General features: G+C 63.3%; 18 protein-coding genes and 2 pseudogenes. 10 read left to right on the top strand and 10 right to left on the bottom strand.

The window, feature by feature from the left end; genetic code table 11:
* The first annotated feature begins 226 nt into the window (after window positions 1–226).
* A complete protein-coding gene (locus KBY88_RS13360) occupies window positions 227–586 on the top strand; it encodes a hypothetical protein (RefSeq protein ID WP_254940429.1) in 360 nt (119 codons plus the stop codon).
* A gap of 46 nt (window positions 587–632) precedes the next feature.
* Here KBY88_RS13360 and KBY88_RS13355 read toward each other — a convergent pair.
* A protein-coding gene (locus KBY88_RS13355; RefSeq protein WP_254940428.1) for an IS3 family transposase occupies window positions 633–1,741 on the bottom strand; the annotation gives its coding sequence in 2 pieces (ribosomal slippage) (window positions 633–1,496 and window positions 1,499–1,741; 1,107 coding nt in all).
* 91 nt (window positions 1,742–1,832) lie between these two features.
* On the opposite strand from KBY88_RS13355, the pseudogene KBY88_RS16315 reads away from it, so the two are divergent.
* From KBY88_RS16315 to KBY88_RS13335, 6 genes and pseudogenes are all read left to right on the top strand, one after another.
* Window positions 1,833–1,970 (top strand): annotated as a pseudogene (locus KBY88_RS16315) (winged helix-turn-helix domain-containing protein); the annotation flags it as partial.
* 93 nt (window positions 1,971–2,063) lie between these two features.
* Window positions 2,064–2,501 carry a restriction endonuclease gene (locus KBY88_RS13350; RefSeq protein ID WP_254940427.1) on the top strand — a complete coding sequence of 146 codons (438 nt, stop codon included), beginning with the start codon at window positions 2,064–2,066 and terminating at the stop codon, window positions 2,499–2,501.
* Window positions 2,502–2,751: 250 nt separating this feature from the next.
* The gene (locus tag KBY88_RS13345) at window positions 2,752–3,054 is read left to right on the top strand and encodes a type II toxin-antitoxin system RelE/ParE family toxin (protein ID WP_254940426.1); all 303 of its coding nucleotides are present in this window, start codon (window positions 2,752–2,754) and stop codon (window positions 3,052–3,054) included.
* On the top strand, window positions 3,051–3,380 hold the full coding sequence (locus tag KBY88_RS13340) for an addiction module antidote protein (protein WP_254940425.1): 330 nt from the start codon (window positions 3,051–3,053) through the stop codon (window positions 3,378–3,380). The genes KBY88_RS13345 and KBY88_RS13340 overlap by 4 nt, the downstream gene beginning before the upstream one ends.
* A gap of 210 nt (window positions 3,381–3,590) precedes the next feature.
* Window positions 3,591–3,821: an RH3 domain-containing protein gene (locus KBY88_RS16435; protein ID WP_514130644.1), complete on the top strand. Its 231-nt coding sequence runs from the start codon at window positions 3,591–3,593 to the stop codon at window positions 3,819–3,821.
* Window positions 3,808–4,071: a type II toxin-antitoxin system RelE family toxin gene (locus tag KBY88_RS13335; RefSeq protein WP_254940424.1), complete on the top strand. Its 264-nt coding sequence runs from the start codon at window positions 3,808–3,810 to the stop codon at window positions 4,069–4,071. Before KBY88_RS16435 ends, KBY88_RS13335 begins: the two co-directional genes overlap by 14 nt.
* A gap of 688 nt (window positions 4,072–4,759) precedes the next feature.
* Here the strand turns inward: KBY88_RS13335 and KBY88_RS13330 are convergent.
* From KBY88_RS13330 to KBY88_RS13300, 6 genes are all read right to left on the bottom strand, one after another.
* Window positions 4,760–5,341 carry a sigma factor gene (locus KBY88_RS13330; protein WP_254940423.1) on the bottom strand — a complete coding sequence of 194 codons (582 nt, stop codon included), beginning with the start codon at window positions 5,339–5,341 and terminating at the stop codon, window positions 4,760–4,762.
* A gap of 4 nt (window positions 5,342–5,345) precedes the next feature.
* Window positions 5,346–5,759, bottom strand: coding sequence for a phage terminase large subunit family protein (locus KBY88_RS13325; RefSeq protein WP_254940422.1), 414 nt, complete (start codon window positions 5,757–5,759; stop codon window positions 5,346–5,348).
* On the bottom strand, window positions 5,756–6,991 hold the full coding sequence (locus KBY88_RS13320; RefSeq protein ID WP_254940421.1) for a terminase: 1,236 nt from the start codon (window positions 6,989–6,991) through the stop codon (window positions 5,756–5,758). The genes KBY88_RS13325 and KBY88_RS13320 overlap by 4 nt, the downstream gene beginning before the upstream one ends.
* Before the next feature lie 106 nt (window positions 6,992–7,097).
* Window positions 7,098–7,589 carry an IS3 family transposase gene (locus tag KBY88_RS13315; protein WP_254940455.1) on the bottom strand — a complete coding sequence of 164 codons (492 nt, stop codon included), beginning with the start codon at window positions 7,587–7,589 and terminating at the stop codon, window positions 7,098–7,100.
* A 53-nt stretch (window positions 7,590–7,642) separates the two neighbouring features.
* Window positions 7,643–8,347 (bottom strand): transposase, encoded by a 705-nt coding sequence (locus tag KBY88_RS13310; RefSeq protein ID WP_254940420.1) that lies wholly within the window; start codon window positions 8,345–8,347, stop codon window positions 7,643–7,645.
* Window positions 8,348–9,269: 922 nt separating this feature from the next.
* Window positions 9,270–9,629: a helix-turn-helix domain-containing protein gene (locus tag KBY88_RS13300; RefSeq protein ID WP_396103166.1), complete on the bottom strand. Its 360-nt coding sequence runs from the start codon at window positions 9,627–9,629 to the stop codon at window positions 9,270–9,272.
* A 204-nt stretch (window positions 9,630–9,833) separates the two neighbouring features.
* Between KBY88_RS13300 and KBY88_RS13295 the strand changes: the two genes are divergently transcribed.
* The gene (locus tag KBY88_RS13295; RefSeq protein ID WP_254940417.1) at window positions 9,834–10,001 is read left to right on the top strand and encodes a hypothetical protein; all 168 of its coding nucleotides are present in this window, start codon (window positions 9,834–9,836) and stop codon (window positions 9,999–10,001) included.
* Between the two features lie 398 nt (window positions 10,002–10,399).
* On the opposite strand, the pseudogene KBY88_RS16430 reads toward KBY88_RS13295, so the two are convergent.
* From KBY88_RS16430 to KBY88_RS13280, 3 genes and pseudogenes are all read right to left on the bottom strand, one after another.
* Window positions 10,400–10,453, bottom strand: a pseudogene (locus KBY88_RS16430) (hypothetical protein); the annotation flags it as partial.
* A gap of 128 nt (window positions 10,454–10,581) precedes the next feature.
* Window positions 10,582–11,088: a DUF3721 domain-containing protein gene (locus KBY88_RS13285; RefSeq protein ID WP_254940415.1), complete on the bottom strand. Its 507-nt coding sequence runs from the start codon at window positions 11,086–11,088 to the stop codon at window positions 10,582–10,584.
* A complete protein-coding gene (locus tag KBY88_RS13280) occupies window positions 11,025–11,222 on the bottom strand; it encodes a DUF3721 domain-containing protein (protein ID WP_254940454.1) in 198 nt (65 codons plus the stop codon). Before KBY88_RS13280 ends, KBY88_RS13285 begins: the two co-directional genes overlap by 64 nt.
* A 1,808-nt stretch (window positions 11,223–13,030) precedes the next feature.
* Here KBY88_RS13280 and KBY88_RS13275 point away from each other — a divergent pair.
* Both KBY88_RS13275 and KBY88_RS13270 read left to right on the top strand, forming a co-directional pair.
* The gene (locus KBY88_RS13275; protein ID WP_254940414.1) at window positions 13,031–13,978 is read left to right on the top strand and encodes a histone deacetylase family protein; all 948 of its coding nucleotides are present in this window, start codon (window positions 13,031–13,033) and stop codon (window positions 13,976–13,978) included.
* 70 nt (window positions 13,979–14,048) lie between these two features.
* Window positions 14,049–14,246 carry a hypothetical protein gene (locus KBY88_RS13270; RefSeq protein ID WP_254940413.1) on the top strand — a complete coding sequence of 66 codons (198 nt, stop codon included), beginning with the start codon at window positions 14,049–14,051 and terminating at the stop codon, window positions 14,244–14,246.
* Window positions 14,247–14,248 lie beyond the last annotated feature (2 nt).

The raw sequence follows: 14,248 nt of genomic DNA, 5'->3' as shown, positions 1-14,248 counted from the left end.
TACTAGACCTTCTGGGACACGGTTCTGCTGGACGACTTCGACCTCACAAGGCAGTGGTGCTTGCTTACCGGGGAGTAGCTCCTCCCTGGTGAGCACCAGGTGTTGATGGGTGGTCACCCATCGTGCAGGTGGCGAAAGAGGAGCCCCCTGTTACCAATAACTGATCTATCAGGCATTGGTAACAGGGGGCGCCAACTGAAAGACTGATCCAAATTTTCTATCCCCCGTGGCTCCGACACTCCTCTTCATCACTGGTGTTCTGACTAGCTTAATTATTGGCTTTGTTTTTAGTCGTCTCTTTTCTAGTGGGTCTTCGGGAGAAGGTCATGGTGAACGCAGACTTCTTGAAGAGCGGCTATTAAAAGCAGACCAAGGGCTGGAGAAGTTCTCCCTAGAACTACAGTCACAGCAGCAAGAAGCCAAGGCCTTTCAGGATCAAGTCTTGCAAGCTCGAGAAAGTGCAGTTGGAAGTCGAACGCAACTCGAATCGATTCGTCAAGAACGCGAAACACTCATTTTGCAGATCAGCTCCACCCAGCAAAGTTTTGAGCAGACCCGCTCCGACCGAGAGTCATTGGGCCAGTGACGTGACCCCCTTTGCTGGTCCAGTACTTCTGAGAGCTGGTGGGTGGTCAGGCCGCTCTCCACTGCTGGAGTGCCGAATGCGGTCTGTAGGTGTTGTACTCGATTCGGTGCTGTTCCGCCAATAGCCTGGCTTCTTGCACCGATGCGAATAGCTCAATATTGAGGAACTCATCCCGGAAGCGACCGTTGAACGACTCCACGAATGGATTCTCCCACGGTGAACCCGGCTCGATGTAGGCCGTGCCGGAACCGCTGCCTGTGCACCACTCCTCCAAGGCATGGGCAATGAACTCAGGGCCATTGTCCATGCGCAGGTGAGTGGGCGGTGGATAGAGCTTGAGCAGCTCCTCAATCGTGTCGATCACGTCAACAGCTTGGCAGCTCCGGCCCACCCGAATCGCCAGGCAGACCCGGCTGTATTCATCCACCACGTTCAGGAACTTGAGCGTACGGCCATCCATCGTCTGGTCGAACTGGAAGTCGATTGCCCACACGTGATGCGGGTAGTCAGCCCGTAGCAGCTCCCTGGAGCCGCTGGCAGGGCGTGAACGCTTCCGACGGCGCGGCAGGGGCCGCTGCAGCCCCTCCTCCCGCCAGATCCGTTGCACCCGCTTGTGATTGACGCTCCAGCCGTCGAGCCGCAACCGCCGGTAGACCAGTCGCCGGCCCCAGCGCACATGGCGCCTGGCCAGCTCGCGGATCCGCCGTCTCAGCTTCTGCTCCTCGATGGCCGTCACCGGCACGGGCCGGCGTTGGCTGGTGCGGTTCTGGCCCACCAGACGGCAGGCACGCCGCCGGGACGCCCGGAATCGATCCTGCAGAACCATCACGGCCCTGCGGCGGCGTTCCGGGCTCAGAAGTTTCCCTCGGCTAACTCCTACTGCTACGCAGAAGCCTTCGGCTAGAGCATGGCCTTATCGAGTTCGGCATCGGCGAGCAAACGCTTGAGACGATTGTTCTCCTGCTCCAGCTCTTTGAGCCGTTTGGCCTCCGTGGCTTTCATGCCGCCGTAGAGCTGTTGCCAACGGTGGTAGGTGGGTGCCGATACCTCCAGGGTCCTGCAGACGTCAGCGACGCTCTGGCCCTGGTTGAGGAGCTGCTCAGCGGTGCGCAGCTTGCGGATGATCTGCTCGGGGGTGTGACGCTTGCGTTTCATGGGGCTTCTCCTGGCCAAGTCTGGCCGGTAGGGAAGCTCTCATAAGGGCTGGTTCAGTTTCTGGGGTCCACGTCATAGGAACTTAAACCTCTCAGACGAGCTTCTAGACCAGACACTCAAGTCAGGTGGAAGCAATTTCCATAATCAGGTTGCATGGGCAAGGCAGTATTTAGTTTGGGAAGGCTTGTTAGATTCGTCCAAGCATGGAATATGGACTCTTACGGAGAAGGGTCGAAACACATATCTCGACGATAAGGATGCACGAGAGATCTTCCTGAAATGGGTTGCCATTCACGCGGAGAATCGGAAGCAGAAGCGAGATGTGCCTGAAACTGAAGAGGAAGTCTTCCCACCTGAAGCCAGAGTCGATGAGCAAGAAGCTAATGAGAAGCTAGATCTGTTGAGCACCCTGCGATCAATCAGTCCTACTGTGTTCGAGAAAGTGTGCAGAGAGCTTCTCAGAGAGTCAGGCTTTGAGAATGTGGAAGTTACCGGCGGCTCTGCTGATGGTGGAATTGATGGTTATGGCACTCTTGAGATCAATCCATTTGTCAGCTTCAGAGTTCTGTTTCAATGCAAGCGCTATGCAAAGGGAAACCTGGTGTCCCGGGCTCAGGTTGGTGACTTCCGCAACACCATGCTTGGACGAGCTGAAAAAGGAATCATCATCACCACATCAGGATTCAGCAATGCGGCTATCCAGGAAGCGAGCAGAGAGGGGGCACCCAGGTCGAGTTGGTCGACGGCGACAAATTGGTAGAAACGTTCCAGAGGGTAGAGCTAGGTGTATTCAAGAGAACTGTCTACGATGTTGACCCTGCGTACTTTGAGAAGTTTAAGGACTGACTTCTAACATCGCCATTCACCTTAGCCGCCGCCGTGTGATCCCTATCTACCCCAATGCCTCCTTGCGGCCAGGTGATGGCGAGCGTTCGAAGGATCGTGCCGCCACTTTGAGAATGCCGTGCGGAGCCCTTGCCTGCTCGTAGCCACGGGGCTACACTGTCAGTGTGGTTTCAGTTCGCCGTACAGAGGAGTTTGCGCGTTGGCTCAGAGGTCTTCGGGACCTCAGGGCTAAGGCGTTCATTCAGGCCAGGGTTGAACGCGTCATCTGCGGCAATCCAGGCGATGTTCGGCCCGTTGGGGCAGGAGTCTCTGAGCTTCGGATCCACTATGGCCCTGGTTACAGGGTCTATTTTCAACAGCGGGGTTCGTTGCTGGTCATTCTTCTCGCCGGTGGTGACAAGAGCACCCATGCGAAAGATGTTAAATATGCGCAGGATCTCGCTCGTAACTTCAAGGAGGATGAATGATGGAGACGAAGACGGCACCTTATGACGTTGCCGAGTTCCTAGAGACTCCTGAAGAGATGGCTGCCTATCTGGAGGCCTGTATTCAGGAATCAGACGGGGATGCTGCCTTCATTGCAAAGGCATTGGGAGATATTGCTCGTGCCAAGGGAATGACCCAGGTCGCACGCGAGTCAGGACTGTCGCGGGAAAGTCTGTATAAGGCACTCTCAGGTGATCGGAGCCCAAGTTTTGATAAGATCTTGAAGGTCATCTCAGCCTTAGGTCTCCAATTGAGCGCATCTGTGAAGGAGGGCGCGATTGTTGCAGATGTGGCTGAGGTTGCATGAGAGTTGCTTGTGCAGCTGAAGTCTGCGGACGTTTCCTGTGGGAAGGCGACACTTCGAACAAGCCCTTCGAGTGGACAGGCCACCATCAGCCCTCAGCTCCGCCACCCCAAGCTCCCTGCATGCCACTCAAGGCCAGCGTTAGAAGGATCAGAGGAGACCCCGGGGCACCGCCGTCTTGACGTCCTGACGTCAAAGCGCTAAGGTCCAGAGATGGACGAAACGAAACGGGCCACCATCTACTTCAACGCGGATGTACATCGTGCACTGCGCTTAAGAGCTGCTGCATGTAGCCGCTCAATATCGGACATGGTCAATGAAGCAGTGAGCATGACATTGGCCGAAGATGTTGATGATTTGAGAGATGCTGATAAGAGACAAAATGAGCCAAGCTCTAGCTTCGAAGAGTTTGTCACAAGCCTAAGAGATAGTGGCCGAATATAGCCTCTCAATTAAGCCATCAGCTGCTAAAGAACTACAAGTAATATCAGACAAGGCAACGCTGGCACGATTGATTGAGAAGATCAAATCACTTGCCACTCAACCTCGCCCATCAGGGTCTGAAAAGCTCGCGGGCAGACAGAGCCTCTATCGTGTCCGGCAAGGCAACTATCGGGTCATTTACTCCGTTAATGATGAAATGCGAATTGTCGACGTTGTGAAGGTTGGCCATAGAAGAGATGTCTACCGATGAGTAGACCTTCTAACATCAAGATACAGAAGGCGGGAGCGGAGGGAATTGACTGTACCCAAGTTGGTTCGCCCGCTTCTGATCTTGAGCGTTCGGCATCAGGAAAACGGTGAGACTACCGCGAAAACTTCTCGACATAGGGCGCGTTGACAAAGTGAACCTATCTGGGAGAGGAGGACGCGAGCGCGATGTAGCAATCCTGCTATCCAATTGGACGCGTGTTAACGCGCCTTTGCATGATTTTGAATACGAGAATCGAGGGGAGACGCTCCGAATCGAAGTCAAGAAGCAAGCGAATCTCCAGTGGTTTGACAGTGGGAAGTATCACCAAATCAATCGACAGGATCGGGACATTAGGATTCTGTTTCTGATTCACGAGAAGGGCAGAATTGAAATCGTTGCAGTTGCGTGTTTGGGCGAGTTTCTTGACTGGCTATTCGAGAATCGAAAGTCAGACGGATGGAATGAAAAGGTTTTGAGGATTGGATATGAATTCAAGAAGCGTTTCCCTTCCCTGCAGTTTAAGGCGAGGGTTCATGTCGCCACGATACTCAAGGAGGCGCCAGAACTCTTCGATGTGCTATATAGGAGAGGAGATTAGTGCCGATCAAGACCCTGCGCTGGACGGAAATTCCGCTTTGCTCCATCCCCGCCAGTTTGCTTAGTCGTTCACAAGTCAGGAGCCAAACATTCAGGCATCCGCCTGTAGCGCAATCACGGTGGTCGAACAGGCATCCTGAATCTCCCGCCATCGCTCTGCGGTGATCCCAAGCCGCTGTGGAATCGCTTGCGGCTGCAGTCCTTCCCGCAGCAGCTTCTGACCACTGGCGTAGAGGTCGCGCCAGGACGGCGGCACCTTGATGGCAAAGCCGTGGTCCCGCAGGTAGTGGGTGAACTCGCCGTTGGCGTAGGTGCGGGCGTAGGGACGAAACGAGCGCCCACCGCTGCTATCAAAGCGGGCGGCGGCCTTGAGCAGGCCAATCACCGCAAGCTGGCGGAGGTCATCGAAGGGATGGGTGGTGCGGCGGGCAAAGTTGCCGGCGATCTTGTCTGCTAGGTCCACGTGAGACAGAGCGAGCGCATGGATCGCCGCCTGAGGGTGCACGGGCCGCTGCCGCCTGGTCTTGCGTGGCGTCTGAGGAGGCGGCTGGTAGGGGAAAGCAAAGACGAGTTGCTGATGAATGCAGGGGAGCCGCCGCCGGCGGCGTAGACGCGGCGAAGGAACGACAACATCCGTTGCGCTCGCATGAACCAGCAGCAGAAGCTGGGTCATGGGATCAGCGGGAGAGAAGCATCGGCAGCGGATCCCGCTTGATTCCCAGGCCCCGCCAGTAGCGGGTTTCCAGCCACAGGCCCCCATGGCCGAAGGCATCGACCAGATCCTTCGTGCCCTTGGGGAAGCGCGGCAGCTCCTCCACCAGCGGCGCGGCGCGGTGGTGGAAGCTCACCTGGCCTGCTTCCAGCAGCGGCGCGACGGCATGGGCATGGGATTCCTTGCTGCCACGCGCGGGGATCGGCAGCAGGCCCGGCACCTTGCGCTTGAGGGTCTGCTGCACGGCCGGGCCATTGGCCGCGTCCTCGATCAGCACCGCGTTCGGGCGAAGACCCTGGGCGTCGAGCGCCGCGAGGGTGGAAAGCAGGAAGCGGATCGTCTGGGGCAGATCGAAGTGATGGCGGGCCGCCCAGATCACCTCCAGCTCAAGCTGGGGGCCAGAGGCCCCGCGGTGTGCGGCCCTGCCGTATCCGGTAGCAGCAAGCCCATCAGCACGAAGCCGCAGTGATCGTTGTGTTCCTCCCCCTTGAAGGAAAGGTCGCAGGAGAGCACCAAGGGCGAAAAGCGACGCGGCTGTTCGCGGGGGAACGGCGGCTTGATCCAGGCCCGCTGGAAGATGGCGCCCTGCATCGGCGAGGGGCGCTGCTGAAAGAGGGCGTTCCACCAGAAGGACCCGACCCGGGTGCGGATCTTGAGCAGTTCGGAAAGCGGGAAGCGTTCGGGGCAGAGCGCCTCGCCGGGTAGCCGCCAGTCGGGCTCCACCGTGCAGGAGGCCGGGAAGCTCTGCCGATCGGCCCGGTGCTCGGCAATCGCCGGCAGGTTGAGCACATGCCACTCCTGCGGGGCATCGCCGCTTCCCTGGGCCATCAGCCAACCGATGACGTCCTCGTGATCCCAGCGGGTGAGCACGATCACCTGAGCCGAGAGGTTGCGCTGCAGAGCGCCAGCACCCGCGTCTATGAACTGGGGTTCAGCGCGGGTGAACCAGACGGCCTTGAGCCAGTCCTCGATGCGCGCCCGTACCCGAACAGAGCCCGCATCGGCCGGGCCTTTGTAGGGGTCGTCGATGATGCCAAGCGAATAGCCCTTGCCTGTGAAGGGTCCATCCACACCGGCGGCGATGCAGCCGCCACGCTGCGGGGTGAGCCAATTGCCAACAGCCGCGGAATCCTTCGAGAGCTGGTTGCCGGTGACGCGGTAGAAGTGGCGCGCCTCGCGGGAGTGGGCATAGGCCAGCTCACCGCTGTAGCTGGCGATGGCGGCGAAGAGGTGGGGGTGGCGGTAGATGAAGTAGGCGGGGAAGAGTTTGGAGACCAGCAGCGATTTCCCCAGCCGTGGCGGGCAGGTGACGATCAGGCGCGAGAGCTGGCCATCGGCGATCGCCTGCAGCAGGGCGATCAGCACCACTGCCCAGCGGTGGAATCCGTAGCGGGGATAGGCCTGGGCGATGAACTCCCGGAAGCTCAATTGTTCCGTGCTGGCCGAGGCCAGGGAGGGATCAGCAACACCGAGCACGCCACCATCACGCCAGCAATCGCGATGGTGCGGAGAGTGGAGCAGTCCGCCATCGAGCAGCGGCCCGACTGTGACGAGAGCAGGAGCTCGGGCCTGGGCGTGGGCCTTGTCGCTCTGCAGCAAGCCTCTGGTCATGAGCTGGCCTCGCTGGGCGGCTTGACCGGGGCACGCAGCATCCCCGTGATCTCACAGATCACACGGTGAGCACCAACTGGGGTTACCCCGATTCAGTGGATCGTGATCAGGGCCTCGCGGGGGTGAGTTTACGGGTAGTTATGAACTGCTGCTCGTAGTCGATCGGGCTGAGGTAGCCGATCGCTGAGTGACGTCGCTCACGGTTGCAGTCACCGTCGATCCAGATGGCCAGATCACGCTGCAGCTGCTCGGGCGTGTGCAGGACCTCAGTGTCCTCATCCAGGTCGAGCTCGTCTTTGAAGGTGGAGTAAAAGCTTTCCACCACAGCGTTGTCCCAGCAGCAACCCTTGGCCGACATGCTGCAGCTGATCTGGCGGCTCTTCAGCAGCTGCCGGTAGGCCGTAGCCCGGTACTGGGTGCCCTGATCGGTGCGGATCAGGAGTTGATCGGGTTCGATCGGGCGATGGCCCAGGGCCCGGTTCAGAGCCTCCAGCACCAAGGTGGCCTCCATGGTGGCGGCCATGGCCCAGCCGACCACGCGGCGGCTGTACAGATCGATCCAAACCGCGAGATAACGCCAACCGCTGCTGGTGCGGATGTAGGTGATGTCACCTGCCCAACAGCGCCACTCGCTGCGCGAGAAGCCTGCGGTTACGGCTCTGGGGGCGTGAACTCCTGCTGCAGGAGGTTCTCAGCCACTCCAGCGGCCTTGTTGCCACTGTTGCGGCATGGCATGAAACTGCGCCTGGGCTTGTCTTTGAGCGCCGCCCGACGCATGAGCCTGGCGACGCGGTGCGGGCCCACCAAGCGACCGGTGGCCCTCAGCTCCTGATGGATCCGAGGGGCGCCGTAGAAGCCGCGGTGCTGCTCGAACACCGTTGCCACCTCAGTGGTGATGGCAGCGTTCTCCTGGGCCCTTGGGCCGGGATTCTGCTGGCGTTGACGCCAGGCATAGAAGCCGCTGCGGGCAACACCCAGCTGGCCGCAGAGCCAGGCAATGGAGAAGCGCTCACACAGCGCCTCGATCAGGCGAAACCTCTCGGCGGCAGCTGCTCCTTTGCAAAGTGTGCTGCCGCCAGCCTGAAAAAAGTCCTTCTCCCTCCGGAGCTCACGGTTCTCCTGGCGCAGCCGCGTCAGTTCGCCACGTTCATCGGTGGTCAGCTGGCCCTGGTCGCTGGGTCCGAAATCACCCCGATCAATGCGGGCCTGTCTGACCCACTTGGCCAGGCTGCTGATGGGAATGCCAAGTCGCTGGGCCACAGCCGTACAGCTGATCCCCTCACTGAGGCAGAGCTCCATGGCCTCCTGCTTCTGCAGAGGCGTGAACCGGCGTCTGGTCTTGGTTGGGTTGGTCATCAATGGACAGTCTGAGGGTCATGGCGTGACTCCTATCGACCTGTCCACGAAACCGGGGCAACCTCACTTCCAGCCGTGATTCCAGCGTGGCCCCGCGCATTGCGTTGCCGTTATCGGCATGGAGGATCAGTGGCGCCAGGAGGCACTGTTTGCTGCCAAAGCCGCTGGGACGGCGGTAACGCTCCCTGATGCAGGCGCGCTGCACCAAATCCGCCGCGATCTCAGCCGATTCCACCTCAGCCAGATCCCAAGCCAGCACTTTGCGGCTCCAAACGTCGACCACTAGGTAGAGGTACAGCCACACCCCCCACCGTGGTCGGCAGGAAGCTGATGTCCCAGCTCTAAACACGGTTTGGCCCAACAGCTCTGAGGCGTGGCACGGTGCGTGGATCCTGCGGCAGTCGGGCGCGCCCGCGGCGGTGGCACTGCCCTGCCTGGTGCAGAACCCGATGATCGATTGATTCGGAGCCTATGTAGAGCCCCTCATCAGCCAGGACAGACACGATCTGGCCCGGAGGCATCGAGGCGTACTCGTGCTGGTTACAGGTCAGCAAGATCCTCTGGCGCTCTTCCTCGTTCAGCCGGTGACCCACCACGCGGGAACTGCTTTTACGGCGATCCACGCCGTCCCCATCACCACCAAGGGCTTTCCGCCTGCGTTTGAAGGTTCACAAAGACATGCCAAGTTCCCCGCAGGCACTAACCAGCCTTGCGCCAGCGGCCTTCGCTTCGTCGATCAGCTCGATCACCTTCCGCCGGTGCAGAGCGCTGGTCAGCCTTCCTTGTCCTCCGAACAGGAGCCGCAGGCTTCTCCGAAGGAGTAGGCCTCCCACTTTTTTCGCAGCACCAGCAAGGCCGCTATCTCCGCCATGGCCTTCTCCGTGCGCTGCAGCTCCTTTCCCTCCTTCGGAGAAAACTTCGGCTAGAGGGCTTTGATCTCGCACTGGTCCTGGGCGCGGAGCTTCTCGAGCTCCTTCTGTTCGGCCATCGTCAGCACCGGCTTGGCGTTCGCATCGGTGGCTGCCTGCCGCCAGCGGCTCATCTGCTCAGGGGAGAGCCCCCGCTCCCGGCAGGAGGCGCTGAGCTCAGTGGCGTTGAGGCCAGCGCTCTCCAGCACCACCGTGAACTTGTCGGCAGCGCTCCAGCCCTCTTGTTCCTTCTGGGATGCCGGCACCACCTCTCCCTGCAACCGCCAGGTCTTTCTCCATTTGTAGAGGGTGATCGCGTGAATGCCCAGCGCTTCTGAGATCCGAGCCACGCTCTGCCGGTGCGGCGGGCTCATCCGCTTCCTGACATCAGCCCTGACGGCCTCGCTGTAACGACGCATTGGTCATGTCCTTAAGCACCCGGGTGCACAGATAAGAGGGGCGACATCTTTCCTGAAACCGGGGGGAAGGTGACGCGTCTTCATCCATGGAGGACCGGCCGCGCTGAATCATCACAGCCCCCCCAATCCCCTCCCCAGCCAGAGGGGTCGACAGAGGGCATGGGTCGGTGCAGCCAGGACGAGCGCCTGGGGATCGCCAACAGCGACCGGCTTCCCGAGCAACAGGTGCCGTTGCTAGACGACCGCCGAGGCAACAGCCCGGAGGAGGATCTCAGGCTGTGGCGCGTCAAGCGCGGGGACGGTCGTGGCTTCGGCCAGGGGTGCTGATCATCGGCCGGGAGAGCACAAGCATCAGCGCCCGCTTCGAGAGCGTGCGCGGCCTGGCGCAGGCCCTGGAGTCCCTTGATGACGAGGGCGGCACGGGTAGGGCCCATGGGCGATCGCCGCACGCCGGTCCAGGCATGGCTGCGGGGCGGTGGAGTCGCCAGCCGCGTCCAGGACCGAACCCACCCGGAGGATGGATCGCAGCTTGGTTCATGACCTGGAACCAGCGGCTGGGCCTGAACCTGAGCGCCCTGGTACCGCCGGCCCCGCTCGCTCGCGGGGCCCGGACCAGGCGTCACGGGTCTGTCCTTGGTGACATTCGAGGGCGCCGTCGACAACCCCAGCGAATCCCCCCGATCCACCAACCGTCCAAGCTGCTGGGCCGAGGCCTCCTCCAGCCGGGAGAAGCGATTCCGCTGCCGGGCGATCCGGCTCCGCTCAGCGGAGGCGATCACCCCACTGGGGGGGGAGATTCAGGGATGAGCCCGCCCACGGTCCTGTGCTGCTGGAAGAGGACCTCCGCACGTCTGTCAGTTGCGTTGCGCCGACCATCCGCGCCGCCTTCTGCTCGAACCCGTCCAGCTCAGGGATGGCGCTCACAGGGCATCCACAGCGCGCCCATGGGGTGCACCCCAGGGCAGCCCAGTTCCCTGGCCTTCCGCAGCGCTTCCCCACGGCTGGGATAGGCGAAAAGGTTCGCCCCGGGGGCCTTCCCACCCCCAGGAGCGAGCCCGCCGTGGTGGTGATGCACCTGGGCAGGCCCACCTCCCAGCCGGAAGGGGCCCATGCCGTCGAGGCCAGCCCACCACACCCCCATCACATTCACCCCGGTGATCAGCACACCCATCCCCACCACGGTGGCGTTGATCACCCCCATGCCCACGAGGCCAAGGCTGACCACGCCCATCGGCACCACACCGATGCTCACCACCCCCATGGGCACGATCCCGATCGAGATCACCCCTAGGGGAGCGATGCCGATCGCCACCAGCTTCGGCTTGCTCCCGCACTCGCCACCACCGAGGCTCAATGGTTCATGCCCGGGTGGGCTCCCCCCCTGGTCTCCCCATGGCTCGCGCAGGGCATCCATGTGTCGCCCATGCGATGGGCTCCCTTGCAGCCGAAGCGCGGAGCGGCAGCCTCCGCCGCTGCCTGTGTGGCGAACACCGCCGGAGCGGCACCGTTAGCCGCTGGCGGCGCTCCCGCCCTGACGGCCGATGCCATCAGAACGACTGAACCGGAGCCCAGGAGCATGGCCAGGGGAGCGATGGGACGGAGCACAGATCTGGAGCGCGTGGCCTGCATTGTGCCGTGGACCGCTCCGTCGCCCTCGGCGTTGACCGGCCCCGCTTGGGTACCCCCACCAGCCAGCTCCCTTCCGCGGACGGCAGCATTGATCCCAGCCGTCGCTCGCCACGCTCCACCCAGCACCAGGTCTCTACGGCGACGGGGGAGCACCACCGTCACCACAGGCCTCCCGTCGTCTGAGGAAGCGGCCGCCCACTACCCCTGGAGCAACAATCGCGGGAAGAACCGCTCTCCCTGCTCGGTGGCGCCACCGGTGCTGGCCCGCCTGGATGGTGCCGCGCCTGGGGATCGGCGGCCCGCCCGTTCTCGATGGGCCGCGTGGTCCGCAGGTGGGGGGCCAACCTCTGCGGCGGGGGGGGGACGTCAACCTGCGCCTCCCTCCCCGGTAGGGGCTCGGGCCCGGGAGAGCGAGAGCGCCGTTCCCCTCCACGGGGCCGCCCTGGTGGTGGCCCTGGGCCGCGGCAAGCAGCGCCACGCGATCGCCTGCGTCAAGCTCTGCGCCCTCAATGCGATCGACAGCGCCGGTTTTCGCGCTGACGGGAGTGACCCCGCGCGCGGGCCGCATGAACGCGACCTGCCCTGGTTCCGTGACTGCCACAAGGTCGGGGCGAGGGCGGTGAGGACGGCCTCCAACAGCATCAACAGCCAGCGGTGCGGCCAGAACCCGCTGCTGCTCACGGAGATTCTCAAGCCTCGCCGGGGCTGCCTGGTCCTCGCGCTCCCCGGTGTCAGCCTCGACCCGCGCGATGGGCCTGGACTGAGAGGGTGGGCCTCGACCGGGCTAAGCCCTTCAAGAGGCTGCTGGCTGCGCCCTGGCCCTGGAGGCGACCACCAAGGCGGTCATGTTGAAACGTGAGCGCCAGAGCGGCTGGCGATGGGTCCCATCCTGGGCGATCGCGGCTCCTCCGCTACCCGGCCGACTTCGGTGACCCTTGGCAAGGTCCACGCGCCGCAGGGCTGGCACCAGCCCCTGATCCCGCCACGGCCATCCGCTGCGACGACGGTTCAGAACCACCACAGCACCCATGGCGGTCGGCCTCGACAGGAAGGACGGGGCCAAACCCTTCAACCGCGACGCCATCGCTGTGGTCTGGTCGCCGATCAGAAGGCGCGGATCCCGGCGGTGCCGGCGATCGTGGGGCTGTTCGGGCACATGGCGCCCTCGCAGCGGCTGCCCATCAGCGTGCCCACCGACCACAGGCCTCTGCCCGAGTTCGATCCCCGCGCCCAGCGGTTCAGCCGCGACCTCTGGCACAGCGACCGGTGCCTGGGTCTGCCGGCCATGCCGCCGCCGTGCCGTTGGGCTTCGGGCGCTCCGACGCGATCGTTGTGCATGGCGAACGGGAGGTGACCCTCGACCGCAAGACTGGCGCGATCGCGCCGCTGCGGCTGGAGCTGAGCGGGCGTATCACCGGGCGTTGCTGGCCGAGGAGGTCGCGCAGCTTCCCGCAGGCGTCCCCGACCAGGTGCTGGAGAACCCCCGACGGAGGCTGGTGGGCTTCCAGCAGCTGCGGCTGGAGGCCGGCGCCGCCGAGCGGGGACCGCCCCGCCGATGGCAAGGACCCTGGCTCAGACGGGGAGCTGGCCGAAACTGTTCTGGACCGCTCAGCGATAGGCGCCCACGCGGATGGGCGTTGAAGGGCGGAGGGCGGAGGGCGGAGGGCTGCTCCACGGAGGTCCATGGCCCGGGACCGGATCATCCTGGAGAGGCCTGAAGCTCGCCCATGGTTGCCTCCTCCGGATTGGTGTCCCACGCCGACTTCCGACTCCATGACCCCGGCTGGGGCCACCCGGAATCGCCCCGGCGGCTGGAGGCCGTGATCGGGGAGCTGCGGCACAGTGGCCTGCTTGAGCACTTCCTGCCCATCCCCCCGCGGCCCGCCACGAATGACGACCTGCTGCGCTGCCACAGCCGCGCCTACCTGGCCAGCGTCCGCCGGGACATCCGCTCGGGCCTCGATCAGCTCTCCACCGGCGACACGGCCGTTTCCGAGCACTCTGAAGCGGTGGCCCGGCTGGCGGCGGGGGGCCTGCTGGCGGCGCTGGACGCCGTGATGGCTGGGGCGGTGCGCAACGCTTTCTGCGCCGTGCGACCGCCGGGACACCACGCCGAATCGAACCGGGGCATGGGCTTCTGCCTCTTCAACAACGTGGCCGTGGCGGCGCGCTATGCCCAGGCGGTGCAGGGGCTGCGGCGGGTCCTGATCCTTGACTGGGATGTGCACCACGGCAACGGCAGCCAGGAGATCTTCTGGCGCGACCCCAGCGTGCTCGTCTTCAGCGTGCACGAATCGCCCCTCTACCCCGGCAGCGGCGCCGCCAGCGAGCGGGGCGCGGGGGAAGGCGAAGGGTTCACGATCAACGTCCCCCTGCCCCCCGGCAGCGGCGGCGCCGCGGTGCTCGCGGCCCTCGAGGAGCAGTTGCTGCCCGCCGCCGAGCGCTTCGAACCGGAGCTGGTGCTGATCTCCGCCGGCTTCGATGCCCGGCTCGGCGATCCGCTCGGCCACCAGCGGCTCAATGACGACGACTTCCACACGCTCACCCGGATCGCCATGGCGATCGCCGCGCGCCATTGCTCAGGCCGCCTGGTGTCGAGTCTGGAGGGGGGCTATGGGCTGGAGGGCCTGGGGCTGGCCGTCGCCGCCCATGGGCGCGCCCTGCTGGAGCCCTGATCCAATTGGGGCGACCCGAGGGACCAGCCCCACGGTCCCGCCCAACCCTGACACCGCCGATGATCACCCGATGGCAACCCCTCCCCTCGATCTCAGCCCCGCCGACTGGCACCGGATCCGCGACGCCCTGCGCTACCTGGGCAGGGATCTGCACCACCGCTCCTACGGGGTGGAGGCCAGCCGGCGGGAGCTGCTGTGGGCGGAGATGGATGCCTGCCTGGCCCTGGCCGAGCGGATCGAGGTTGTAGGGCCGTTCAACTGCGACTGAGC

This window comes from Cyanobium sp. Morenito 9A2, from assembly GCF_024345575.1.
GTDB lineage: Bacteria > Cyanobacteriota > Cyanobacteriia > PCC-6307 > Cyanobiaceae > ATX-6F1.
The sequence above is the reverse complement of the archived record's forward strand: the minus strand, read 5'-3'. Positions and strand labels throughout refer to the sequence as shown.